Origin of the sequence: Dyadobacter beijingensis DSM 21582, from assembly GCF_000382205.1 — a bacterium.
GTDB classification, from domain to species: Bacteria; Bacteroidota; Bacteroidia; order Cytophagales; family Spirosomataceae; genus Dyadobacter; species Dyadobacter beijingensis.
In genome coordinates, this window is sequence record NZ_KB907787.1 from 1,436,398 (window position 1) to 1,459,746 (window position 23,349).

The following is a 23,349-nucleotide window of genomic DNA, read 5'->3' on the forward strand; positions in this document are numbered from 1 at the left end:
AACTAATACGAAAAAATTCGCTTGTCAAGTTTTTTTTGCTGTAGGAGGGGGATTCGAACCACCCACGGTGCGGTTAGCTACGGTACAAATACTGTTGGTGGTCCACCCCAGTCGACTTGCGTCGGCATTATGCCGCGTTTATCCCTTATTCACCACCCCCGAGACAGGAGGGCATGGCTGCCAATTTCATCACCCTACAATGTGATCTCAAATCGAGTAAAGAGCCGTGACCGACTGCTTTTCTGAATTTGGTTCTGCAAAACTAAAACTTCTGATCTGAATTCTAAAATTTTTTCATTTAAAATTGTTAAAATTTACAATTCTTCTATAATTTGGATTGTATTATTGCGAAAAATTCAAACTTTTAACGTGGAATGCAAAAATATTCAGATATTGATAATACCGATCTGCGCATCCTTTCCCTGCTCATAGAGAACGCTGCGTTACCGTACACGGAAATTGGAAAGCGGGTGTTTGTTTCGGGCGGGACCGTGCATGTGCGCATGAAAAAACTGGAACAAATGGGCATCGTCAAGGGTTCGCAGCTCGTGATCGACCCTACCAAGCTGGGCTGGGATATCAGCGCTTTTCTGGGAATCTACCTCGATAAAAGTTCGTTATACGAGCAGGTTGCCACCGAGCTTGAAAATATTCCGGAAGTGGTGAATATCCATTATACGACCGGTATTTATAGTATATTTCTTAAAATCGTTTGCCGCGACACCGGGCACCTGCGCGAAATCCTCCATGACAAGATCCAGAAAGTGAACGGAATCCAGCGGACAGAGACGTTTATTTCGCTGGAAGAGCGCATTAATCGTTCTATTCCATTGGCAGAGAGCTAGTTGTAAATTTCTCTTGAACCGATTAAAATAAATTGCTAGATTTGTATTGTATATATAAAAAACTTATATATATTTGTATATAACAATTTCACTCATGGAGAATAGCACAACGAGTAATGAATATGTAAGGGGTACACTGAAAACCATCGTGTTGAATCTGCTGGCTGAGCACGACCGGATGTATGGTTATGAAATCACCCAGGAGGTCAAAGACAGGACAGGAGGGGCTATTGCGCTCACTTTCGGTGCCTTGTATCCGGTATTGCATAAGCTGGAACAGGAAGGGCTGCTGCTCACCGAATCGGTAGAGGTAGACGGGCGCCTTCGTAAATATTACTCTCTGACCCACCGCGGCAATGAAACCGCGCGTACTAAAACCAATGACTTAGAGCGTTTTATAGAGGCGGTAAGATTGCTGCTGGCCCCTAAGAACCTGGCAACCGAATAAAGAACAGTTACATGGCTAAACTCTAAACTGATCGATCTATGAAACGCCTTCAGGAAAATCGCATTGACCAAATAAGCAAATATTTGCAGGCTCACAAGCTGGACCCGGAGTTGCTTCCGGAGATCCTCGATCACCTGGCTTGTGAGGCGGAGGAAAGTCTTTGGGATGGCAAGCCATTCGAGCAGATTTACCGGGATATGGTAAAGACGGCTGATGCGCAAACCCTCCTGAATCTGAGTGTTGATCATCAAAATCTATTAGCCATGGAAAAGTCTTTGAATGACATCGTCTTCGAGAACCGTAATAAGTCTTATGGTGCTTATGATTTGAGAAAGGGTTACGGGCAGACTGTACAACGGTCGGTGGTGATGGGGGTTGCGTTCTTTCTGCTGCTTGTGATGCTGCCGCAATTGTACGCGAGGCTCAAACCGGACCCCAAGCCCGATGATATCGCCTACATTGTGGAAGCGAATCCTGTGGACATTAAAATGGAAGAGCTGCCCAAGCCGCCACCGGTAGAAGAAGAGATCGCCCCTGCGCCCAAAACGGTGAAATCGCTGACGCCGGAAGTGCTGCCCGATGAATTGGTGGAAATTGAAAACCTTCCGCCGGCGATCGACGAGCTGGAAAATGCACAGCCTTCGACGGAAACGGTCGACGGTATCGCCAACCTGGATGTGATCGTGCCGCCGGTTGAAAATGTACCTTCCGCTAAATCCGAGGCGACTGGTGTCGAACCTAAAAAAGAAGAAACGTTTACGGCTGTGGAACAGTCGCCACAATATGAAGGCGGCACCGAGGCGATGGCTGCTTTCCTGCGCAAGAATTTGAAATACCCTAGACCGGCATCGCAGGCCGGCATCCAGGGAAAGGTATACGTACAATTTGTTGTAGGTTCTGATGGAAAAGTGGAGAATGCGGCGGCAATCAAAGGGATTGGGTTTGGTTGCGATGAAGAGGCGGTAAGAGTGGTGAAAATGATGAAAGACTGGATGCCTGGCAAGCAGGCCGGCATTCCGGTGCGTGTGAAATTTACCCTGCCGATTGCATTTCAACTGGACTGATCTTAGTCTGATTACGTAGATGCCTCCCTGTTATTGAAGAAAATCCTCGCTTCGGCGGGGATTTTTTCGTTTTTTTGTAATGTTAAATCCTGCTGCCGGCGCTGCCGGGGATAACCGGTGTTTTTAGATAACCATTTCAGAGTGAGTAATTAATGTACGCAATTGTAGATATTGAAACGACGGGGGGAGGGGGAACTGCGCGCATTACCGAAATAGCTGTTTTCAGGCACGACGGCACTCGTATCGTTGATTTTTTTCATTCGCTCGTCAATCCCGAAATGTACATACCGCCATTCATTACCCGGCTGACGGGCATTGATAATGAGATGGTAAAAGACGCGCCGACGTTCCACGAGGTGCAGGATGCAGTCCGTGCCATGACGCGCGACGCCTGGTTTGTAGCCCATAATGCCAAGTTCGACTACGGCTTTATCAAAAGGGAATTCGGTGCGTTGGACGAGTATTTTCAACGGGATTTACTGTGTACCGTTCAGTTAAGCCGGAAAATTTTCCCCGGACTGAAATCTTACAGCCTGGGAAATCTCTGCGAAAGTCTTGAAATCATGATCGAAAACCGTCACCGCGCCCACGGCGATGCGGAAGCTACGGTGCGTTTATTTGAAAAACTGCTGCTGAACGATCGGCAGAAGCTCATCCCGATCGACCTGTTTCAATAGGTTTTAGGCTTTCGATACACCGTGTAGTGCCGCATGGAATGGTTTTTGAAGGATAGGAAGTATTACTAACCTAAATAATTCCTTCTCATGAAAGCATACATCAATCTTCTGATCATCCTCCTGTTATCATTCACACTGACGAGCTGCGAGCTGATCGGCGACATATTCAAAACGGGCGTCTGGACGGGCGTCATCCTCGTCGTTGGTGTGATCGCGATCGTAATATGGCTGTTGGCCAAGGCATTCGGCGGCGGGTCGCGCTGACGGCACTGAAAAAGTTAGGATTTGCTATATAAAAAATGCGCTGGCGCTTGCATCTGTAAAAACTCCGTTTCATCTTTGCACTCCTCAAACGAGGGCAGGCGGCCAGATGCGGGCGCCGACAATGAGTTGAAATGGGGGATTAGCTCAGTTGGCTAGAGCGCTTGCATGGCATGCAAGAGGTCGTCGGTTCGAATCCGATATTCTCCACTTATTAACTACTTCTGATCTGAAACCTCCCATTTTGGGAGGTTTTTTTGTATCCTATCTTTTTAAACTCTAGTTTATTAGCTCTCCTACGCCCTTCCGGTGGCACATTCGGTGGCACGAAAAAGCTCGCGGTGGCACGAACATTTTTGCATTTGCTATGAAATTATTCGATGACGGAAGTGGATTTTAGAAATAGGTAGTTTTACCTGTTCGGCTACGTATTTGTACCTGAAATACAAACTATCTATTCAGCGGTTACATAGTTTCGTGGGTTTTTTTAATGCTATTTTAATACCCACATGAGTACACCAATTCCCTCTAATCGCATGGAAATTTTATTTTGGAAACATGCAACTTCAAAACAAGAAAAGTCCGGACTTTGCACTCTTTATCTGCGCATTACCGTTAATGGTAGCCGCGTTGAAATAGGTTCTACCGGGGTTACTATCAGTGTAAAAGATTGGAACGTCGACGGGCAAAAGATCACCGGCCGCGATCCATTGAATAACTTAAAGAACGAGACGCTAAAAGGCTTAGAAATGCGATTGTGGGGCATTTTTAATGACTTGGTACGCCGAAACGAGAAAGTTACCGCTGACCGGATAAAACGTGCGTTCATGCTACCGCCTGCCGTAGCCTACATCTTTGCCTTCGATGAATACATGAAAGGCTACGAAAAGCGGAAAGATGTCTCGGAAAGCTCAAAAAAAACGCTACGGAACCACCGGCAGCTGGTGCTCCGGTTCTTGGGCGAAAACAACCTGCGCGAGATCTTGGTTGACGAATTCACGCCCGATGTGATGGAAGACTACCGAGCATGGTGTAAAGGCTCCGGCTACAAAGACAGCTACTTTACGCGGTCGGCTCGTTCATTCGGTGCCGTTACCAAATTTGCCAAAAAGAAAAAATGGATCTCGGAAAATCCGCTCGACGATTACAAGATCGGCCACGAGCGAATTGAGCGCCCGGAGTACTTGGATTCGATCCAGTTGAAAAGGTGGAGAAGCCACCAATTTGCGCACCCTACTGCGCAGAAAGTAGCCGACTTGTTTGTGCTTTACGCGCGTACTGGGTTCCATTATCAGGATCTGATCCATATCATTAGAAACCCCTCTGACTATTTAATTACCGGCATTGACGGAAAGCAATGGATCGTCAAACCCCGCCAAAAAACCAAGATCGAGGCGAAAGTCCCGATCGATCAGTTTCCGGAAGTGAAATCGATCGTCTCCAAGTATGGCGGCTGGGAAAAGGTGCCAACGTTCTCGAATGCGAAAATGAATGACTGGCTTAAATTATGCGCTGCCGAAGTGAATTTGAAGCTCGTTCCCGCGCAAAGGATTTACCCGGAACTGTCGGTTAAGCATGGACGCACCTCATTTTGCGACTACTGTCTAAACGAACTGGGGCTTTCTCGTGAGTCGATCCTGACAATGATGGGCAGGATCTCGGCGGCAGAACTTGATCGGTACGTTCGGAGCGACGAGCGGGCGGTGATCGCCGCTTTTAAAATCAGCGCAGCACTAGCTTCATAAAAAAGAGGGACAATGCTGTCCCTCTTTTTTATCGAGAAGATCAGACAGTGACACCTTCGTCCTCCTTTACATAGAAAAAGGACTGCGGTGCGGTGAATTTTTCAAAAACCAGTTTCGGATCAATTGGATTTTTGTAGCGCTTGACTTGGCCAATCTCAATAGCAAATCCGGAATTGCGACCATTGAAATAGTCGTTAAAGAAAACTCCGTCTACTCCCGCAAACTCTTTTGTTTTTGACCATAATTCATTAGGGGAGTCCTGATGTATTGATTTTATTTCAAACTCGCCAACAATTCGCCCGACCGGCATCGTTGAGTAAACAACAACCGTCTTTACCTCTCGATTAGAAAAAAGGACTTTTCGATATTCGAATTTTTTCTTTCCGTTGAAGATCTTTTCAACAAACTCGGGCTTAATCGATAATAAGATTTTCATGTATTCCTCCTTGTTGTATTATAGCGTCAAACTGGCTGTCAGGTAGTTGGAAATAATTCCAACGCAAATTTGGATTTAAACCAATGTTTTCGATAAGGTTGCCACGTGTTAGCCGACGGCCAAAAGCAGCATTATAAAGCATTTTAATCACATATAGCCGCTTTTTATCCCGATACCATTCGGCCAGTTCGTCGGCGGAAAAAACACTGTATGTTTCGCAATATCTCAAAAAATCTGCTAGACTGCTAAAGTCATTTTTGGATTTTACTTCTTCCACAACGCAAACAGACGTGACCACTGCCCGGTAATGTGCGGGGGCCTGGCCATCTCCGGTTCTATATATAACCAGAAGATCGCCAGGATTTAACCCGCTGACATCCATAGATGTAACGTAGATTTTGTGGATGCTGTTGGTATGTGAGACGTCTTGAATAATGTCAAATGATTCATTGTTTAGAATTGAGTCGGGAAAGAGGCGTGTGTGATATTCTGGATATATCGCGAGGAGAAATTTTTTGTGATTCTTAGTTGAGAACCTTGGATAATTCATAAGGATGCCAGTGCTAGACCGCTCAAGGTTCTTCAATAACACGGTCTCCTGACCATTTTCACTCGCTTTCGTGCCATGCCTTTCAAATCCGTACGCCATAAGCAGGTTGATAAGCTGTTTGTGCTTTTCAAAGGCGGTAACATATATCGCGCTAACTCCGGATTTTATAGCGTGGTCGAAAATTCTTTTGATAAATCGTTCGCCAAGACGAGTACCATGGGGATTGACCTTGAACGTTCCCACTTTTAAACGTAGTGCGGGTTCAAGATTTGGATTGACGTCGGTGATCGCCTCTTTTTCGAGTTTCAGATATAGAAATGCTTGAATACCTTCATCTGAAAGGATATATGCTTTGTCACTAGTTAATGCTTTTTTTTCAAACCACTTTCCAAATTCTTTGTAGTCTTCTTTCAGCGAGTCAAAAAATGGATCGCTTAGATCAATGTTTTTAAATTCTGTGTAAACCAAATTTTCCATGCGTGTAGGAAGGGTAATAGAGTTGTACAATAATTAGTTGTTAAAACTCAATAATACCTGTTTTTAGAAATAATTTCTAATAAAATTAGTGAATGGTTGGATAGGAAAAATCAATGAAGAAGTGGGATTATATTAATCTAGGTGAAAAGTTGCACCATTTTACGTCCAAAAAAAATCGTAGATTCCTGAAAATCTGTGCGTTATTTCTTAACTAATTAAAAAAATACCTAAAAATCGCTCTCCAGAGCCCGCCCTTTAACTTTTTGGAAATTTCCATTTTTGAAAAAATCGAATAGCTGTGAGGGGTACGGGGGGTATCCTAACGCCCCCCCCGGCACCCCCAGCAGATCCCCCCGCCCCCCCCTGTGCGCCCCCGCTCGCGGTGGCGGGTCGCCGTCCGGGCTACTTGAACTCGATGTCGAAGTCGCCGTCGACCGGTCTGATCCCGGCCAGACACCGCCACGCGGCGTAGTAGTCGACAGTGTCCGATAGGTGCGTCGCTCTCTCTTGGTCGTCGTCCTTCTGCTCGCTCTTCTTGTCCTTCTTGTAGTCCGCAGTCAATGGTGCCCGCTGCATCGATATGATCGTGCTCTTCGCCTCGATGGGATGGAAGCGCATGTGCATACCGTCTTCCCTTGTCTCGCTTAGTATCCCCTCCATGAGCTTGTGGATCTCATCCTTTAAAGGGTTGTAGGTAAGCGGGCATAATACCACGTCCCAGCCTGCCCTAATTAATACTTCTGCGAACTCGTCAAACAGAGTAATCCAGGTGCCGTCTGATTTTTTTTTCGCACCGGCGCTGGCATTTAACCCGTTCCTATCCCCGGTTAGGTACATGGTCTTCTTATGGTGGCTGGATAGGCGCTCGACCAGCTCGACGGCGAGGGACTGCGCCATCGACATATCCGGCTCGGGTTCCTTTACGAACACGTTACGCACACAATGCTGCGGCTGGCCGCGATCCTGCCAGACAGTGCAGCTCGTAAAGTGGGCGTTAAAATCGACCACCGTTACTAGCTCCTGATAGGGAGAATAAAAGGTTTCAAAATCGATGTCCTCGTGCCGATCGGAGAGTGCCGCGTAAAAGCCTTTCGGGATCTTGGTCAGACGCATTCCGTTTACTTCGACATTGAATTCCAGCTTGGTGAGCTTCTTTTTAAGGTTGTCGACGTAATTGCCGGGCAAGAAAACCTGATTATCCTTTGTAGTAACCTGCGCAAAAAAATACCGGTTTGGCTCGTCCTGCATTAGCTTCTCGATGTCGAACATCCATTCGCCACCGGAGCCGTAGGGCGGGGAAGAAAATACGGAAATCAGCCAGTGCAAATTCGAGTCGAATTTCCCTTTATTGGCGCGGATACGGCCTTCGAGAATTTTCAGCCATTCCCTTTTAAAGAGCAGGGCTTCGTCCATGAAAGCAAAATCGTCATTTCGGCCTCTGTGAATATCGGCATTCATTTTGTAGCCGCAGACCTCCATCACCCAGCCGTTCGGGAAGGCGATACAGTTGTCCCAATTGTCCGGCTCCTGCCACGGCTTTTCCCAATCGTCGGGCGGTTTCCGCCAGAGCACGTAGTCGCCGCTTTGGGTCTTGGGATTGTACTCGACCAGATCGAAATGCTCACGCCAGACTGACTTCACGCCCGGAAAAATGCTTCGCTGAAATTGGGTAACGGTCAGACAGGCGAACTGCCCTTTTGCTTTGGGCAGTTCTTCCTTGCTGATCAGCATCATTATCGCCATCGCGAAACTTTTTCCGGAGCCGATCCCGCCGATCATCGCGGCCGTTTTGGTGCCGTCCGCGTCCAGATCAAACATTACGCCTTCGATGAAATCGCCCTGCTTTTCGTTTACTTCGACAGTTTGGATCAGTTCGCTACTCGACTGTTTCATAGTGTGCTTCTTCGGTTAATTCGTCAGAATTTTTTCCAGAATCGGCAATAACCGTTTTCCGCTTAATGACGATTTTGGTCGGTTTCTTTTTGGCGTCGTCCGGCAGCTTGCTGGTGTCGTAAGCCCCGTCGATGGTCGCCGCCTCCTTTATCATGGCTTTCCACTCGCGGAGCAGTGCGGCAGCCGCCTTGTCGTCGGTTCCCCGATCGCGCAGAGCTTCGTAATCCTTGATCACCTTGTCGGCAGTGTGGCGCAGTAGCTCGGCGTACATGAATTTGATGCCGTCACGGCTCCGGAGCTGCCGGAGGTCGGCGAATACTTGGTAAGCCATCGCGATCAGTTCCCGCGCCCGGCGATCCTGCACATTTACGCGCGGGTCGGATTTGGCCAGGGTGATAGCCTGAATGTCGGATAAGCCTTCGCGCAGCCAGCCCCGAATAATGTCGATCTTATCGAAAGTGTCCTTTTGTTGGACAGTCAGTTCCCGATTTCCAAGCATGTGCTGCTGGTAGATGTCCATTTCATCGTATACCTTTTCGAGGTACTTATTATTTTGTCGCATAGGTCAGCTGGGTAATTTGATTGCGTAATTCCATTTTCAATGCTTCCATTTTGGCAAGTTCTTCGCTCCAATGCTGCGCCTTTTTGTGCTCCGGGTTGATTTCCAGCTTCTTTTTGGTCTTGCTGATATTGGAGTTAAGCAGCGCCAGCTCGACGCGTAGATCCGAGGCTGTGCCATTGGGGTCGATCGCGGGGCGCTCGGTCTTTGCGGTTTCGTCTTCGAGCTTCCTACCGGTCTTTTTGTAGTACTCGATCCGTTTCATTACCTGCCGCCACTGCTCGCGCTTCTCGACGATCTTTTCAATTACCGGTTTGACCCCTTCCAGATCCGCGTCCGCGTATTGGTGCAGGGTATTAGAAAGTAGAGCTACTTCCCGGTGCAAGGTTTCGGCCTGCACCAGAAGTAGCTCTACGTAACTATTTTCGGGAACCGAAACCGCGCCTATTTGGCTTCTGTCGGCTCCGGCTGCGCGTCCGGCTGTGGCTCCGGTGTTTGTGGCTCCGTTGGGTCTTCCGGCGATATTGGCACGACCGTTCTGGTCGTTTTCAGCGGATGGTTTTCGAGCGGTTCGGTTTTCGGCTTGGCCGGTGCTGCTTTGGGTGCTGCCGGTTTCGTTGATGCGGGTTTCGACGACTGGGGCTGCTTGTCCGGATTTACTTCGTCCTCCGTTTTTTTTTCGGGGTTGAGCGCGTTGTCGTACTCGTTTTGTGCATGTTCGAGCTTTGCTTTGTTGGCGTCGGAAGGGTCAGATCCTACCCGGAGCTTTGCGAGCTGCACGGCGGCTTTAAGTTGTTTAATGTCCATGACGGAATTTAAATTTTCTGATAAAAAAAATCGGGATTTTGGAAGGTGGCGTCGGGGGGGTGCTTTTAAGCCTGGGCTGCGGCCTGCTTGCCTTTTACGGGCGTTTCCGGCTGATCAATGACGCGCTGGTCGCCGTTTTCTTTAAGCTGCGCCAGCTCTTCCTGTGTGAGGGATTCGGGCAATTTGGTGTTGCCGTTGATCCAGATTAAAAGCGTTTTGTCTTCGGATTTGAAAGAAAGCATAATTAAGAAAATGCACTCCCCTGAACCGGTCAGGGGAGTAGTGGAGAAATCGATTAATTAGGCACCGGTCGGTAGAGCGGTCACGTCGAGCGTGATCGTTGAAGCGAGCGGGAAAATAGGTACCTGCATACCGTCCTGTTTCGCGGTAAAAGTGACCTCCTTGCGAGCTGTACCTTTTTCGGGGAGCACTGCCTTTGTCTCGAACATCATCGGGATGTACTTCTGGCCGATCCAGTAGAGTTTGTCGTCGTTACCTTGAACGACCACGTTCACCGGCGCTTCGTAGAGCAGGGTCTGCATTTTGACGATGTCCTTATCGTAGCCGATAACTTTAAACTCGACGGATTGCGTAAAACCTGCGCCCAGCTTCATTTCAGTATCGAATTTGGTAGTGTCGTACCATGCTTCGATTTCGATAAACTTTTTGCCCGTTACGTAGGGAATCGGCCCGGCGAATTCACCAGCAGTTTTGGCGATGTCGTACGTCAAAAACTCCGATTGCAGGTCTTCGGTCAGGATCAGGTACAAACGCTTTGCACCGCCCATTGTGGGGGTTTGGCATTTGCGCTTTAAACCAACCAACGGGGTGCAGAATGCCCCGGAACCTTCTGGAAGGATTGTAAAGTTTGTGAAGCGTTCTACCAGTCCGGTAAGAACGGCGGCAGCGGCGAAACCGGCGATCGCGTTGCCGGTCGAGTGTGTGATCAGCGCGGCCAGAGCGACCACGGAAGCAATAAAACCAAATTTTAAGAGGCTTTTCATAAAGAAAAAAGTGTGTTTTTGAATTGATACGGAATTGAAGCAGGCTACCGGGACGCGCAGTTCGAGCTTGTGCCCGGTAGCCAATTGGAGGGGATGGGTTTACAGGTCGTTTCGGAAAATCCAGTCTCCGGTAGCGAAATCGAAGTCGAGCGAGGCGCGGATCGTGATCTGGTAGCTCTTGATCGCCTTAACTACGTTGATCGTGAAGACGGTCGGGTCTTCGTTGCACACAAACAAAAGGTTCTGTGGCGGGGTGATCGTGATTGCGTCGGAACCATTTAGACCCGGATCGACGACGAACTTCATGTTTGAATAGTCGTCGAGCGTGTCGGGGCGGTCAGCCGGGCCGACGTGGTTCGGGAACTTGGTCTGACGGTTGCGACGGTACTTATCATACGCAACGCGAGAGCAGTAGACGCCCAGCTCTTGGTGGAGCAGGTTTTCGTCTGTGGATGCCAGCAGCTCGGCCACTCCGTTAAACTGCGCATAAGCGTTCGCATCGGTAAGGGCGCTACCGTCGAAAATGTGGCTGGATGCAATGTCGCCGCCGACCTGCGATTCGGCAATAAACTTGGTAAGGAAACCGTCAGTCAGGGACGCCGCGCCAGATCCTGCTGCATTGTAAACACCACGCCATGCGGTTTTCAGGCGAAGGAATTCGAAGTGCTTGCCGACAATGTAACGAAGGAAAAACAGCTCGAACGGCGTCTGGTTCACTTCATTGAGCGAAAGCCCCGGCGTTTTCAACCAGCCCAGATAGCTCTGGTACGCTTTCTTAATGTCGCTAAGGGTAAACTCGATGTCGATGTCGCCTTCGCGGAACGAAACGATACGGCTTTTTGCGCTCAACACGTTCTGGCCTGTAAAGTTGTCCGAAGCAGGTTTCCAGCCGTCTTTCACAGAAAGCGAGAGTAGCGCGGTTTTGTCGCGGCTCTGTACGACGGTGAAGTCACGACCGAGCGTTTCCGCGCCGTACATAATCGATTCTTGAATGACTGCGCCGCCGCCCTGGGTGGTGCGCATTAGCTCTTCATGGAAATTGTTAAAATCAATTGCAGGCATAGCCAAAGTGTAGGTATAGTGGAAAAAAGAAATACGAAAAAAGGGTTAAGCCTGCCGGGTCGATTCTCCCGGCACGGCCTAACGTTTGCTACTTGCCGTTAGCCTTTGTGTAGACTTCCAGCGCGTGAGCGTTGTACGAAGCCATTTCCGATTTGCCCCGACTGTTTGCGTCTTCTTTGGGCGTGCCGGTTCCGGCTTCGGCAGCTCTTTCATGCTGCGCTTTGTACTTGTCGCGCTCGCCAGTGAGGGTGGCGACCTGCTCTTTCAATTGGGTTTGTGCCGTCGCGGCTTCGGTAAGCTGCCCGGTCAGCTCGGCGACTTTGTCGTTTGCGGCTTTGAGATCTGCGGCCAGCTGTGTTGCAGCGGGGTCGTTGAGTTTGGCGTCGAGTTCTGCCGCGTCTTCGGCAAATTGATTAAACTCTTCCGTCGAGAGTTTTTCCGAAATCGCAATTCCGGAGCGCCCGAAAAATGAGGCGATAGCCCCGGCGATAGTTTTGCTCATGTGTACAGTGATTAAGAATTAATTACGATTTTTTTGCCGCCTTGATCGCGTCGGCGAGCGTTCCGAGCCGGTCGACGAGTCCGAGCGACAGCGCCTGTTTGCTCTTGTACATTTTGGCGCTGAATACTTCGTCGGATTTCAGCCTTCCAGCCCTGCCCCTTCGAACGTATCCGACAAATGCTTTGCGGGCGTCGTTGAGATCCTGCTGAATTTCGGCGCGTAGCTCTTCGGTCAGCGGCTCGTAGGCATTCAGTCGCGCTTTGTCTTCTGAGCCGTCAGCGCGGAAAATCTCGACCTCGTAGCCCTCGTTTTCCATCGCTTTCTTCTGGTTCACATAAACCATTAGCACGCCGATACTGCCGATTTCTGCGGAAACAGAATTTTCCATGACCATTTCATCGGCTTGGCTCAATGCAAAAACTCCGGCGCTGGCACATAGCCCGTTTACATAGCCGACGACCTTTTTGCGGGAATCGCGGATCGCATTCGCGACCAGCTCTGTACTGTCGACGGTACCGCCCGGCGTGTGTGCGGAAATGACGAGCGCCTTAATTTCCGGCTCGATATTTGCCCGCTCGATCACTTGCGCCATAAACTCGTTACCGCCTGTGCCGCAGACGCCGAATCGGCTCATGGCACCATTTAACGAAAGAACCGCCACGCCGTCAGAACCTGCTTTAAGCGCCTTGTTTAGCGTCCACGCGACCGGGTCGAAGTTTTCCTCTTGATCGTAGATCGGAATGCCCGCCGCGATTCTCATTGTCGAAGGGATGGGATCGAAACCGGCGTGTATGCGTGGCAGGATTATGTTTCGCATCCTGCCCGCGTACAGCTCGTCGATGTACCAAAGCCCTGATAAGGTTTCTGCGTTCACAATTGAAAGTTTAATTTGTGTTGCAAAACTCCTATCTTGGAAAGTGTCGAGAAAGGACTGGATTTTTAGTTAAAAAATATTTAGCAACGGTAATTTATGGGGAACAATGCAGTCTATGCCAGCTTAATAGAGAATTTGCAACAGCTTGAATTGATTTTCAGTCCGACAGAGGAAGCATTTAAAGTAGATCGTTACAGTACAGGCGACAAAAAGGAAGTCTCGGTTCAGGATTTTATTAAATCATATTTGACTTATGACTACCGAATTGCGAAGGGGCATATATTTAGTCAGACCGATGCCTCACAAAGCATTGATTGTGTGGTGTTGGCTCCTAATCATCCGGATCTGTTAACACCCAAACGGAAGATAATTCTCGCCGAAGGTGTATATGCAGCTGTTGAGATCAAACCAGATATTCACAACAAGGCAGAGTTTTTACGCGGATTAAATCAATGTAAAAGCGTCAAAGCATTACAGAGACCAGTTCAGCGCCTTGAGATCCCGGAAGCAGATATTCAGCCTTATAAGGAGTTTCAGAAGCGAATTCCGAGCGTAATTTTTTCCGCTAAGTCAATGGCTCCTGCTGATACTGCTAACTATTTGTGTGAAAAGATTGCTACCGGAGAGTTCACCATTTATGACTATCCCGATCTAATATTTACTCTTGATAATGGACTTTTTGTGATTTCACCAGATATGGCACATACTCCATTTTCACGACATCTGTTACGAATTAATCAAGAATTTGCTAGTCGTACACTATTCCATTTTGAGGGTAAAACTCGTGCTGAGAATTTAGCAATGTTTATCATTCACTTTTTGAGTCTTCCAGCTGCTTTTATGCAACTGGCTGAGTCAATACTGATTAAATACTTACTAAATCTTCAAGACTTTAATGTAAAGACGTGGCCGTTGCCTAAGCAAAGCCCATTTCAAAGCTAATGTCGAACTCGCGATTTACGACGTCGAGATATTCCTGAAACGTCCAGTCCGGAAGCCATTCGAAAAAGACCTCTCCGAGCGGGATCGGGGGGATACTTAGCCCGTCCTGTTTGGCCGTAAAAGTGACTTCCTTGCGACCGGTACCTTTTTCGGGGAGCACTGCCTTTACGTCGAAAAGCAGCGGCACGTGCTTTTGTCCGAGCCAGTATTTTAGCCCGTCGTTGCCTTCGACGATCACATTAACCGGGTAGTCTTTCAAGATCGCCATGAGGCGAACCACGTCGTCTTCGTATCCCAAATGCTTGAATTCGAGTGCGTGGGTAAAGCCCGCGCCGATCTTCATTTCGCTATCAAACTTGGTAGAATCGAACCATGCTTCGATTTCGACAATTCCCTTACCGGGCTTTAATGGGATACCGCCCGAAAAGCTGCCGTACTGCATGGCCAGCTCATAAGTCAGGAATTCGCGTTCCAGATCGCGGGCGTAGATCATGTAGAGCCTGCGAGCGCCGCCCACGTTTGCGCCCTGGCATTTGTGTTGTAGTCCAATAAGCGTATTGCACATCGTGTGAGGTTGTTAAAGTAGTTTAATAAACAGCCCGGTAGCTCTGCGACCGGGAGTCGCCACTCCGGGCTGTAAGTTGTGTTCAACCAATTATTTAATTACGCCACCATTTTCGCCCGAAAAGCCGTACAAAAATGTACGCGATCGACATTTGCCAGTCGGGTACGCCGTCTTCGAGGCATCGCAGGGCGAACTCGACATCGGCACGGAGCCGCGCGGCTTTTTCGCCGAATTCGGCTTCTCCGAGCCGGCTGTCGTATGCGTAGTCGTGGGCGATCGCAGCGTTTGCCATCCTGCCATGTGGCGGCATTAGTGGCCAGAGCAGGCGCGGGATAGTGGCAAAGTCGGTGCGGTACCCGGCAGGGATCACCATGCCGGGTAATTTGGATTCGACCGCACAGTCTTCGACGACTTCCCACCAGTTAAACCGGTCTGGACTTTTGCGCAGGCGAATATCGGGGTACTGCGTCATTTAGTTAAAGCGCTTTAACGCGTCGGCTTCCATGACGGCACCGGTCGCGATGGTAAACGGATTTGCCCCGTTCTCGACTGCGGCTTTCAGCCAGTCGTACTGGCCGACAGATCCTTCCGGGTAGTTGCCGGATTGATCAGGGAATACAAGCGCACCGTTTTCGGGGTTCACTTTGCTGCTGTTGTCTGCCATGAGCAGGAACGGCTCGCGCTCGATCGCGCGGAATGAATTAAGGCGGTAGCCCGTCCCGTCGAAGTGTTCGATCATGCAGATCAGCGTCACGGATTCGTTCTGGTAGTCTTCGTTTCGCCCTACGACTACGATTTGACGAACTACGTCGGGATAGCCCGGTGAAGAGCTGATCGCGATACGTTGGAGGTTTGGCATGGTATGAAAAATTAAAATGTTGTCCAGGCGATTTTTTTGATTACCCCGCTACGCTTTTGGTAAAGGAATGTAGAGTCGGCGACCAGCTCCCCTTCGGAAACCCTTGCGTCGGTGCTGCTGGTAGGGGTGAAGGTTCTGATCAGTGTCCGATCGCCGACGAGCGTCGACTCGGTAGCACCCGTACCGAGCGTAAATGTGCCGTTCGTTGTAGTCCGGCTGTAAATGGCGAGTCTCGACGGGGCTCCCTCATTGGGGTTTAGTCCCGCGCCCCCGTAATTGGCAAAATAGGCATTGTCGCCGACCGTTACGGTAGCGCTTTCCACAAAGACGTTCAGCGATTGGTACCGGTTGCCTGCCTTCATAAATGCGGGCGTCGTAACGGTGAAGGCTCCCTGATACCACCGGTAAAAGAATTGATCGCCCAGCCCGCTCGTTCCGGTGCCGCCTTCGACAATCACCGAACCATTCACCCGGATATTTGCATTATTGCATTGCATGACGATCCGGTAATTGCCTTCGCCGACTACTACGCTGTTACTATCGGTAATTGTTCGCTTTTTAACCGTTAGGGTCGCTCCTGTTTTTACGTGGATGAAAATTTCGGGCACGTTGAATGAGACATCGGCATCCACAATAACATTACCCGAATTGATCAGGATACTAAGTGAATGACATTTACCGGAAGCCAATGCAGCAACACGTGCGAGCGTCTTTACTGCACCGGTTGCGGTGGTGCCGTTGTCGATTCCGGAACGGCTATCGTCTCCGACGTCGCCGCGCACATTAATATCCATACTGACGCTTAGGCTCCGGGCGATCATCCCGGCTGTGCCCGCGTCGACGCTCGCGACGGCAGCAGATACGCCAGTCGCCATCGCTCCCCACATGCTTTTAAGCATAGAGCGAACGACGGCGGCGGTGTTGGTTTGAGGTGGGGCGGGAGGCGAGCTTTTGAGATTTCCGTCGATAATACCCTCGATTTCGGCGGTGGGGGGATTCCAAGGCATAGTGTGAGATTGTTTAAGAGAAACTATTGTCGAAACTGTAATCGAACTCTTTTGATGGGAAAAGTACTTCCGGATCGATGCTTCCGATCCATAGGGCAGGATGCCAATTGGAGCCGGAAACGGAAAGCTGCTGTGCATTGGTCTGCGATACGGATCTCGCCCACGAAAGCCTTAGTCCGTTGCTTTTCGTACCAGCCATGTAGCAAAAGCCCGCCGTGTCGCGGAAAATGGCGATAAACCTGCGGTTCTGGTTCCGGTAAACCCATTCGACGATTTCGGAAGCAAGGCTCGGGATTGGTACCGAAATCTGTGGGTTATATGAAGCGCCAGCTGGGCTTGTCTGCAACCCTTCCGAAAACGTAGCAGTCTTTGCCCGCAGTTTTATTTCGCTGACAACCTTTGCCCCGGAGAGCCACAGAGGATTTGCGGTGGTGAGTTGCTGATCCGGGTAAACGTCGAATGCCACGCTGTCGCAGCCGATCAGATATAAGTGAGTGAGCCAGCCGGTCGCGACTGGCCCACATTTGACGCCGATACTTTCCAAATTTCCAAACATGGGGCGAAAATTAGCGGTTTAAACCCCTTCGAGAAAGGACGTAAAATTGAAGGATTTGAAAACAAAAAAGCCTCAATACTCGCAGCATTGAGGCTTTTTCTATTATTTGCGCCCGGACTTTTTACGCGGCAGTCGGACGAAAAGCACGGCTCCCGGACAAAACGCCGTGTAGCCGGACTTTTTACGCGTAACTTTTTTTTCTTTGACGGTTTACTCGGTCGATCCGGTCGCGGTAAATCTTACGTAAAGTTTCGAACTCGACGTCGACGTCCCGCTGAATGCCGTAGATCTCCAAGAACGAATTCACGTGCGGACTGTAATCGCCTCCTAAAAGATCGTGAAGTGCGGAAACGTAAGCGATCAGGCTCCTACGGAAAATGTGATCCATGCCTTTTGCGATCATTGCGAGCCGGTCGTTTGAAACCTCATGGCTCAACGTGTGTGAATAGTAGGTTATAGCGACCACGCCGTCTCCTTGTGGCCGCTCGATTTTTTGCGTCCACGGGATCGGTCGACTGACAGCCGTTACCATGTTCCCCAGCTCGCTAAACTTTTTGACATCGATCTGATCGATTCCATTTTTGGCTTTATAGCCGCCGTATTCAACCATGAAGAACTTTTTAACGTGGATAGGGAGGTCGATCAGGATGGTCTTTTTCATGTATTTAGTCTAGCCTAAAATATTTATTTGATGAAACTAAAATTAGTAAAAATTCATTAATTATCAAATCTTGTGAAAGGAACTTGCGTACAATTTTTGAAACTCTATCCAGATTGAACACGTGATTAAACTAGAAACGGCTTTGTACTTTTTCGTTGCGGCTGTATGCTATTATACATCTGTTAATTGCCTAATGTCTTTTATCAAACGTGGATCTCAGAAAACCGGAACAATGCCGGACAACGACGCCCTTATGGCATTGCTTTTCGGCAAGAAGAACGTGAGCATAGCGAATAATCTCATAGGTTCAATTATTTGGCTGCTAGCTGCGATTGTGTGCACTGTATTATTCCTTCGAGATATTTGATACCTTTTAAATTGAAGTCGTCGCATTGGACGACAACTTCAATTCTTTACGCCGCTAAATTGGAAATTGCCCCGATCAGCTGATCAAATTTGCCCTGGGTGTTGGTTGAATGTACCGCGCCTTCCACGTTGCGCACGGCTCCTTCGACCCCGTTCACGGCCTGTTTGACTTCACCGAGTGCGGAAACCGCCCGCGTGAGCGTTTCGCCGTTATCGAGTGTGGCCGCGAGAATGTCCTGAATAGCTTTCAGCTGCATTTCGCCCTGCTTTTTCGCTTCCGCGTGCGCTGCCGAAGCGCCTGCTGTGTCGCCCATCGTCGCGGGATCTGTGGCGTCGATCCCGTTGTATGCGCTGGTGTCGGCGTCGACCCCGCCCATAGCGTCGGCCATAGCGGCATCGGCTTCGGCCTGCGCGGCGGCTGCTTCCTGCTCGGCTTGCTTGGCTGCTGCTTCGGCTTCTTTCTTCTTTTTGGAGCCGAAAAGGTACATTCCCTTTTCCCAATATGGCGACTCGAATTTGCCGCCGTCCCGGAACGCCATCGGCGTCGCTCCGGAGGCCATCGGTAGCACCGGCGAGTCGGTTTTCCCCGCCGTGCGGGCATTCTTGAACATTTGCTGAATTACCGGCCAATTCGCCGCCGTTTGCTTGGCTGAAATAATCGCTTCGTCGCCTTCCATTTCGCCCACTTCGCGCTGTGTCCTGCGATCGACGAGCGCGATCCCGCCCGTTCCGTAAATGCTGCCATGTTTACCTCCCTGCGCTACAAAACCGAGCGTTCCACCATGCGCGAAAGACGGCTCCGGCTGGCTCTTGATCTTGGCGATCTGTACCCCCGTAGCTACTGCTGCAACCGCCGCCAGTACGATGTTCAAAGGGAAAAAGTTGGCGAGGGCTTTCAGTACGGCCAGCGCCCCGGTGATCAGTGCCGCCGCGATGTCGGCTTTCTTTTGCGCCTGCCACGCTTTCTTCTTTTCGGCGGCTTCCTTCGTTCGGGCTTTTTGATTTTCCGTCGCGATCAGGTCTTCCAGCTGCTCCTTGATCTCGGCTTTCTTTTCTGCTTCGTCTTCGGCCATTTTGACCTGTTTGTCGCTCGACTTTTCCGCATCCTTCAAGACTTCGGCATTCACGTCGGCGGTAAATTCGGCCAGCTCGTCGATCATGGTGGCTTTGGCTTCGGCTTCTTCTTCTGCGAGCCGGATCTTTTCCTCGCTCTCCTTTGTGGCCATGCGGATTTTTTCTTCCATCGCGGCACGCTCGTCGGCGGTTTTTGCCTCGTTCGCCATTTTCTGCATGTCCATAATTTTCTGCTCTTCGGCGGCTTTCATGTCTTGCAGCTGCTGCGAGTAGAATTTGTGTAGGGCGTCGCGTTTTTGTTCCTCGTTGGTTGTCTCCGAGGTTAAGATCCTCTGTAGCTCGGCAAGGCGGTTTTGTTCGGCCTCTTTGGTGGCTTTGATGTTTTCCGACGACTGTTTGATCATTGCCTCGGTGGTGGCCAGCTCGGCATTGAGAATGGCGACCTTTTCGTCCCGCTCGCGGTTCGCTTCCGCGATCGCTTTCTCGGCTTTACGCTGGGCGAGATCATTCAAAAAGTTGACGGCGGTTTGTGCCATTTGACCGGCCTGCTCGTAGCTCGCTTGATCTGCTGCGAGCTTTTGCTGCCATGCGGTCTGGTGGCCTTTAACCATCGTGCTCGCCGCGTTCATAAACCCGGAAATGTCACCCTGCAAAAGCGAGCTGAACATATCCGAATAGTTTTTCAACGTGGCTGCTTTCTGCTCGTGCAGATCCCGATCGATCGCGAGCTTTTCGTCCGCAGCTTTCTTGTTCGCCATGACGCTGGCAATGTTGTACCGCTCTTCGATCGCATTTAAAGCGGTGGCCAGTTGCTCGGTGTCGGTGATCGTCCGAACGGCTTTCTGGCTTTCGGCCATCATTTCAGCTTCGAGCTTTTGCTGCGTAAGGCGCAGCTCGACGTCGACGCGGTCTTTGTGGACGGCTGCGAGCTTTTGAGCGTTTCCTTTGGCCTGCATTTCGCGCCATTCGAGCAGCGTCATTTCTGCCCCTTTTTCCTGCTCGCGCACGAAGTTTTCCGCTTCCAGACGCTTTTGCGCGGCTTCCTGCTCTTCCTTGATCCGTTTGTCGCGGTAATCCCGGCGTACCTTGTCCAGCGCTTCCTCCGAATTGCGGTTAATGGACTCGACGACCTTCAATTTCAGGGCTTCATCGGCTTTTGACTCCTCGATGTCTTTTATGCGCTTGCGGGCTTTCTCTCGGATCTTGCTCTCTTCGATTTCCAGCGAGGTGGTCGCGTTGCTGCGCTCATTTTCGGCCTCCATTTGGGAAATTAATTCGAGGGCTTTTTCCCGGTCTTTGCGCACCAGCTCGTCGTACTTGTCTTCGGCGTCCCGGAATTCTTGCAGCTGCTTCTCCTTCGCTTTTTTGCGTTTGTCGAGCGCGGACTGCTCCTTCGCTGTGATCGTGCCGGCTGCACCGGTGGCGGCAGCGATTTCGGCGTCAGCTGCGGCTTTTGCTCCTTTTCGGGTGAGATCAACCTTTTTATCGACGGTGGTTTTGTGTTGGGCGACAACCTTGCCGGATTCCTCCTTTAATTTGTCGTTGTAGCCCCTCGTGAACGCGTCGCCGACCCTCTTGCCGCCGTTCATCATTACGTCGGCCATGCCCGCAATATCCAGCGTCAAAAATGCTTTTACGAATTGCGCGACGACCCCGGCAGCTTCTTTTAAGCCAGCCATTAAGCCCGATACCCCGGCGCGAACCTTCTCGGAATGGTTGTACCAGACCATGAAGCCGCCCACGAGCGCAGAAATGGCGGCGACGACTAGCCCGATCGGGTTGGCGGTCATGGCAGCGTTCAAAAGCCATTGTGCTGCGGTGACGGATTGGGTAGCGATCGCACGGCCTTTCTCGATCGCAGCATGTGCGAGTGCCGAAGCAGCTGCGGCAATATTGGCGGCATTGAGCGAGACGATTGCAACGCCCAGCGCGACAAATGTTTCCTTGTTTTCGACGACAAATTCGGGAATCGCGGCGAGCGCTTTGACCAGACCGATAAAGCCGGTAGTAACCAGAAGGACTGCGGGAATCAGAAAATTACCCAGCTGCTCGGCGAGCCAGGTAATCATCTTGCCGGTCTTTTCGAGCTGCGCCATGCGTGTCTCGTTTTTGACGTTGAACTCGTTGGTTAAGCTGGTGCCCTCCTTCATGGCTTTGTTTGCGAGCGCCTGCTTTTCCTTCACCATATCGGTCTTATCCGACAGCAGCATCATTACTTTGGTCGCCTCCTGCGATTTGATCCCCAGCGCGTCCATTTGCTTTACTACCACGTCGGTCGGTAAGCCTTTGAAACTCTGTGCAAGGCGCAGAATAACCTCGTTCGGGTCGGAGTTGACCAGCTTTTTGAACTCCTTTTCTGTGATCCCGATCTGCTTGGCATATTCAGCCGTTGCTTTTGTAGATCCCAAAAGGATATTCGTCAGACCACCGGCTGCGATTTCGGCAGTTAAGCCCAGCTCTTGCAGCGCCGCGCCTAATCCCATTGTCTGATCAATAGCGGGCGCGAGTTTTCCCAGCTGCCCGATCCGGGTGGTAAAATCAGCTACTACCGGCCCCGTTGCAGATCCTGCGGCTCCCAGCTCATTAATGGCGCTGCCTATGTCGTTAATGGCTTTCCCCGCTTCCAGATCCTTCGTTTCCTTGAACAGTTTCGACATTGTACCCATTGTGGCCGCGACTTCTTCCGCGCCGCCCGTAAACTCGTCACCGAGCGCGACGACGGCTTTATCGACCGACTCGACGAAACCGAGCATTTCTTCTTTTGCGATCCCGATTTGCCCGCCCGTTTTGGCAATATCCATCAGGTCTTTTTGAGCGGTTCTGGTGTCGATTTTCTGCACCGCTTTATTCAGTTCGACCACCTCCTGCGTCGTCATACCGGTAGTTTTGCGCACGTCGCCGAACGCGTCGTCGATTTCTGCCGCCCCCATGACTGCGCTTTTGGTGAAGCGCAGGAACCAGTCTAGCAGCATCTGTACCCCGGCGATCGAAAAGGCGTTCGCCATGTAGTCTTTGATACTCGACCAAAGCCCCGGCTTTGCAAGTCCTGCGGCTTCCTCGCGCAGCTTCCGCGCTTGATCGGTGACTTTCTTCAATTGGGCTTCGGCTTCCCCGATTTTCTTTAATTGGGCATTGGCCTGGGCGCTATCGGGAACCATGCTTTTCAGCTCCTTACTTAGCTGTTTGACATAGTTTTGCAGCTGCTGGAACGTCATTTTCGACGTGTCCATTTGTTTCAGCGATTTGGTAAGTTCCTCCTGCGACTTTCGGACGGCGTCCAAATCGGCTTTCGTTTTTTTGTACTCGGCGCTGTTTTTGCCCAGCTGCTTCTCGATTTCCTTTAATTCGTTTTTGTAGACTTTGGCCTGATTATTCAGCTCGGCCTGTTGCTTGTCGAAATCGTTGGTTTCCATCCGTAAACGGAGGGTGCCGGTGTCGGTAAATTCCATAGTGTGTGCCTTGTGGCGGTTAGCGTGTGTCTGTAAAAAGCAGTCGTAATTCGGTCATGGCGGTAAGCCCGGCGTGCTGCCGCAGATCCGTGAAAAAGTGGGGTAGGATCTGGTTCTTTAATGGATCGTTGTACACCCCCCGGTAGCCTCGTTTAATGTTTGGCTCCTGCCGGAAGACATTGCGAACACCCCACGCAATACGCTCGACGCGGCTCTGGTGGTCGAGCTTTTGAACTCCGCGCGGGTAGCCGGGTGTATACTTGAAATTTTGGACGCCGACCTGCTCTACAAACTTGATCATCGCCGAAAGTGGCGGCATTCGGGAGTAGTTGAGCGTTTTTAGATCCTTGATCCGGAGCAGGGCTTCGTAGTAGACATTTGCCTGAATCCAGCCGGTGCCTTTTTCGACGGCAGCGGCTTTGATGGAATTCAGCATTTCACCGGTGAGTACCAGCCCTTGGGCGCTCACCTCGCGGGAAATAACCTGCTCGGCACGTTGGACGTACCGGCGCAGGATCTCCACAAAAACGGGGTTTTCGATAAGTGATTCGGCCATTTAAAAATTAGCGTGTTTTGGACTGTTGCTAATTTCTTGCGACCGTTAACTAAGAGAAAGGACGAGTTTGAGCGGGAATCAGGTGTAAATGATAGCTTTGAATGAGATCA

The 23,349-nt window shown here is 50.3% G+C and carries 26 protein-coding genes and 1 tRNA gene; 8 read left to right on the plus strand and 19 right to left on the minus strand.

Annotation, left to right across the window (positions count from 1 at the left end):
- Positions 1-374: 374 nt before the first annotated feature.
- From H144_RS0113195 to H144_RS0113225, 7 genes are all read left to right on the plus strand, one after another.
- Positions 375-845 (plus strand): Lrp/AsnC ligand binding domain-containing protein, encoded by a 471-nt coding sequence (locus H144_RS0113195; protein WP_019942544.1) that lies wholly within the window; start codon positions 375-377, stop codon positions 843-845.
- 94 nt (positions 846-939) lie between these two features.
- Positions 940-1,293, plus strand: coding sequence for a PadR family transcriptional regulator (locus H144_RS0113200; protein ID WP_019942545.1), 354 nt, complete (start codon positions 940-942; stop codon positions 1,291-1,293).
- A gap of 38 nt (positions 1,294-1,331) precedes the next feature.
- Positions 1,332-2,357 (plus strand): energy transducer TonB, encoded by a 1,026-nt coding sequence (locus H144_RS0113205; protein ID WP_019942546.1) that lies wholly within the window; start codon positions 1,332-1,334, stop codon positions 2,355-2,357.
- 152 nt (positions 2,358-2,509) lie between these two features.
- Entirely contained in the window at positions 2,510-3,034 is a 525-nt protein-coding gene (locus tag H144_RS0113210) for a 3'-5' exonuclease (RefSeq protein WP_019942547.1), read from the plus strand.
- An 87-nt stretch (positions 3,035-3,121) separates the two neighbouring features.
- The gene (locus tag H144_RS34585; protein WP_019942548.1) at positions 3,122-3,298 is read left to right on the plus strand and encodes a hypothetical protein; all 177 of its coding nucleotides are present in this window, start codon (positions 3,122-3,124) and stop codon (positions 3,296-3,298) included.
- 133 nt (positions 3,299-3,431) lie between these two features.
- Positions 3,432-3,505 (plus strand) — tRNA-Ala (locus H144_RS0113220).
- Positions 3,506-3,831: 326 nt separating this feature from the next.
- Positions 3,832-5,040: a phage integrase SAM-like domain-containing protein gene (locus tag H144_RS0113225; protein ID WP_019942549.1), complete on the plus strand. Its 1,209-nt coding sequence runs from the start codon at positions 3,832-3,834 to the stop codon at positions 5,038-5,040.
- Positions 5,041-5,080: 40 nt separating this feature from the next.
- Here the strand turns inward: H144_RS0113225 and H144_RS0113230 are convergent, their stop codons facing one another.
- From H144_RS0113230 to H144_RS0113280, 11 genes are all read right to left on the minus strand, one after another.
- Entirely contained in the window at positions 5,081-5,476 is a 396-nt protein-coding gene (locus H144_RS0113230; RefSeq protein WP_019942550.1) for an ASCH domain-containing protein, read from the minus strand.
- The gene (locus tag H144_RS0113235) at positions 5,454-6,503 is read right to left on the minus strand and encodes a hypothetical protein (RefSeq protein WP_019942551.1); all 1,050 of its coding nucleotides are present in this window, start codon (positions 6,501-6,503) and stop codon (positions 5,454-5,456) included. Before H144_RS0113235 ends, H144_RS0113230 begins: the two co-directional genes overlap by 23 nt.
- 402 nt (positions 6,504-6,905) lie before the next feature.
- Positions 6,906-8,396, minus strand: coding sequence for a hypothetical protein (locus H144_RS0113240; protein WP_019942552.1), 1,491 nt, complete (start codon positions 8,394-8,396; stop codon positions 6,906-6,908).
- Positions 8,380-8,958: a hypothetical protein gene (locus tag H144_RS31775; protein ID WP_019942553.1), complete on the minus strand. Its 579-nt coding sequence runs from the start codon at positions 8,956-8,958 to the stop codon at positions 8,380-8,382. Before H144_RS31775 ends, H144_RS0113240 begins: the two co-directional genes overlap by 17 nt.
- Positions 8,945-9,355 (minus strand): hypothetical protein, encoded by a 411-nt coding sequence (locus tag H144_RS0113250; RefSeq protein WP_019942554.1) that lies wholly within the window; start codon positions 9,353-9,355, stop codon positions 8,945-8,947. The genes H144_RS31775 and H144_RS0113250 overlap by 14 nt, the downstream gene beginning before the upstream one ends.
- Positions 9,356-9,399: 44 nt before the next feature.
- Positions 9,400-9,762 (minus strand): hypothetical protein, encoded by a 363-nt coding sequence (locus tag H144_RS0113255; protein WP_019942555.1) that lies wholly within the window; start codon positions 9,760-9,762, stop codon positions 9,400-9,402.
- 65 nt (positions 9,763-9,827) lie between these two features.
- Positions 9,828-10,004 carry a hypothetical protein gene (locus tag H144_RS34290; RefSeq protein ID WP_019942556.1) on the minus strand — a complete coding sequence of 59 codons (177 nt, stop codon included), beginning with the start codon at positions 10,002-10,004 and terminating at the stop codon, positions 9,828-9,830.
- A 57-nt stretch (positions 10,005-10,061) separates the two neighbouring features.
- On the minus strand, positions 10,062-10,766 hold the full coding sequence (locus H144_RS0113265; RefSeq protein ID WP_157504655.1) for a hypothetical protein: 705 nt from the start codon (positions 10,764-10,766) through the stop codon (positions 10,062-10,064).
- A 99-nt stretch (positions 10,767-10,865) separates the two neighbouring features.
- Positions 10,866-11,828, minus strand: coding sequence for a hypothetical protein (locus H144_RS0113270; RefSeq protein ID WP_019942558.1), 963 nt, complete (start codon positions 11,826-11,828; stop codon positions 10,866-10,868).
- Positions 11,829-11,916: 88 nt separating this feature from the next.
- Positions 11,917-12,330 (minus strand): hypothetical protein, encoded by a 414-nt coding sequence (locus H144_RS0113275; RefSeq protein WP_019942559.1) that lies wholly within the window; start codon positions 12,328-12,330, stop codon positions 11,917-11,919.
- A gap of 22 nt (positions 12,331-12,352) precedes the next feature.
- Complete coding sequence (locus H144_RS0113280; protein WP_157504657.1) at positions 12,353-13,204, minus strand: S49 family peptidase; 852 nt, start codon at positions 13,202-13,204, stop codon at positions 12,353-12,355.
- Positions 13,205-13,300: 96 nt separating this feature from the next.
- Between H144_RS0113280 and H144_RS0113285 the strand changes: the two genes are divergently transcribed.
- The gene (locus H144_RS0113285; RefSeq protein WP_019942561.1) at positions 13,301-14,146 is read left to right on the plus strand and encodes a DUF6602 domain-containing protein; all 846 of its coding nucleotides are present in this window, start codon (positions 13,301-13,303) and stop codon (positions 14,144-14,146) included.
- Here H144_RS0113285 and H144_RS0113290 read toward each other — a convergent pair.
- From H144_RS0113290 to H144_RS0113330, 8 genes are all read right to left on the minus strand, one after another.
- Positions 14,121-14,711 carry a hypothetical protein gene (locus H144_RS0113290; RefSeq protein ID WP_019942562.1) on the minus strand — a complete coding sequence of 197 codons (591 nt, stop codon included), beginning with the start codon at positions 14,709-14,711 and terminating at the stop codon, positions 14,121-14,123. The genes H144_RS0113285 and H144_RS0113290 overlap by 26 nt on opposite strands.
- Positions 14,712-14,805: 94 nt before the next feature.
- The gene (locus H144_RS31780) at positions 14,806-15,183 is read right to left on the minus strand and encodes a DUF1353 domain-containing protein (RefSeq protein WP_019942563.1); all 378 of its coding nucleotides are present in this window, start codon (positions 15,181-15,183) and stop codon (positions 14,806-14,808) included.
- Entirely contained in the window at positions 15,184-15,570 is a 387-nt protein-coding gene (locus tag H144_RS0113300) for a hypothetical protein (RefSeq protein ID WP_019942564.1), read from the minus strand. It lies immediately after the preceding gene.
- Between the two features lie 11 nt (positions 15,571-15,581).
- Positions 15,582-16,577: a hypothetical protein gene (locus H144_RS0113305; RefSeq protein ID WP_019942565.1), complete on the minus strand. Its 996-nt coding sequence runs from the start codon at positions 16,575-16,577 to the stop codon at positions 15,582-15,584.
- A gap of 13 nt (positions 16,578-16,590) precedes the next feature.
- Positions 16,591-17,133, minus strand: a complete 543-nt coding sequence (locus H144_RS0113310; protein WP_019942566.1) for a hypothetical protein — start codon at positions 17,131-17,133, stop codon at positions 16,591-16,593.
- 181 nt (positions 17,134-17,314) lie between these two features.
- A complete protein-coding gene (locus H144_RS0113315; RefSeq protein ID WP_019942567.1) occupies positions 17,315-17,794 on the minus strand; it encodes a hypothetical protein in 480 nt (159 codons plus the stop codon).
- A gap of 413 nt (positions 17,795-18,207) precedes the next feature.
- Positions 18,208-22,683 (minus strand): phage tail tape measure protein, encoded by a 4,476-nt coding sequence (locus H144_RS0113325; protein ID WP_019942569.1) that lies wholly within the window; start codon positions 22,681-22,683, stop codon positions 18,208-18,210.
- 19 nt (positions 22,684-22,702) lie between these two features.
- A complete protein-coding gene (locus tag H144_RS0113330; RefSeq protein ID WP_019942570.1) occupies positions 22,703-23,239 on the minus strand; it encodes a hypothetical protein in 537 nt (178 codons plus the stop codon).
- Positions 23,240-23,349 lie beyond the last annotated feature (110 nt).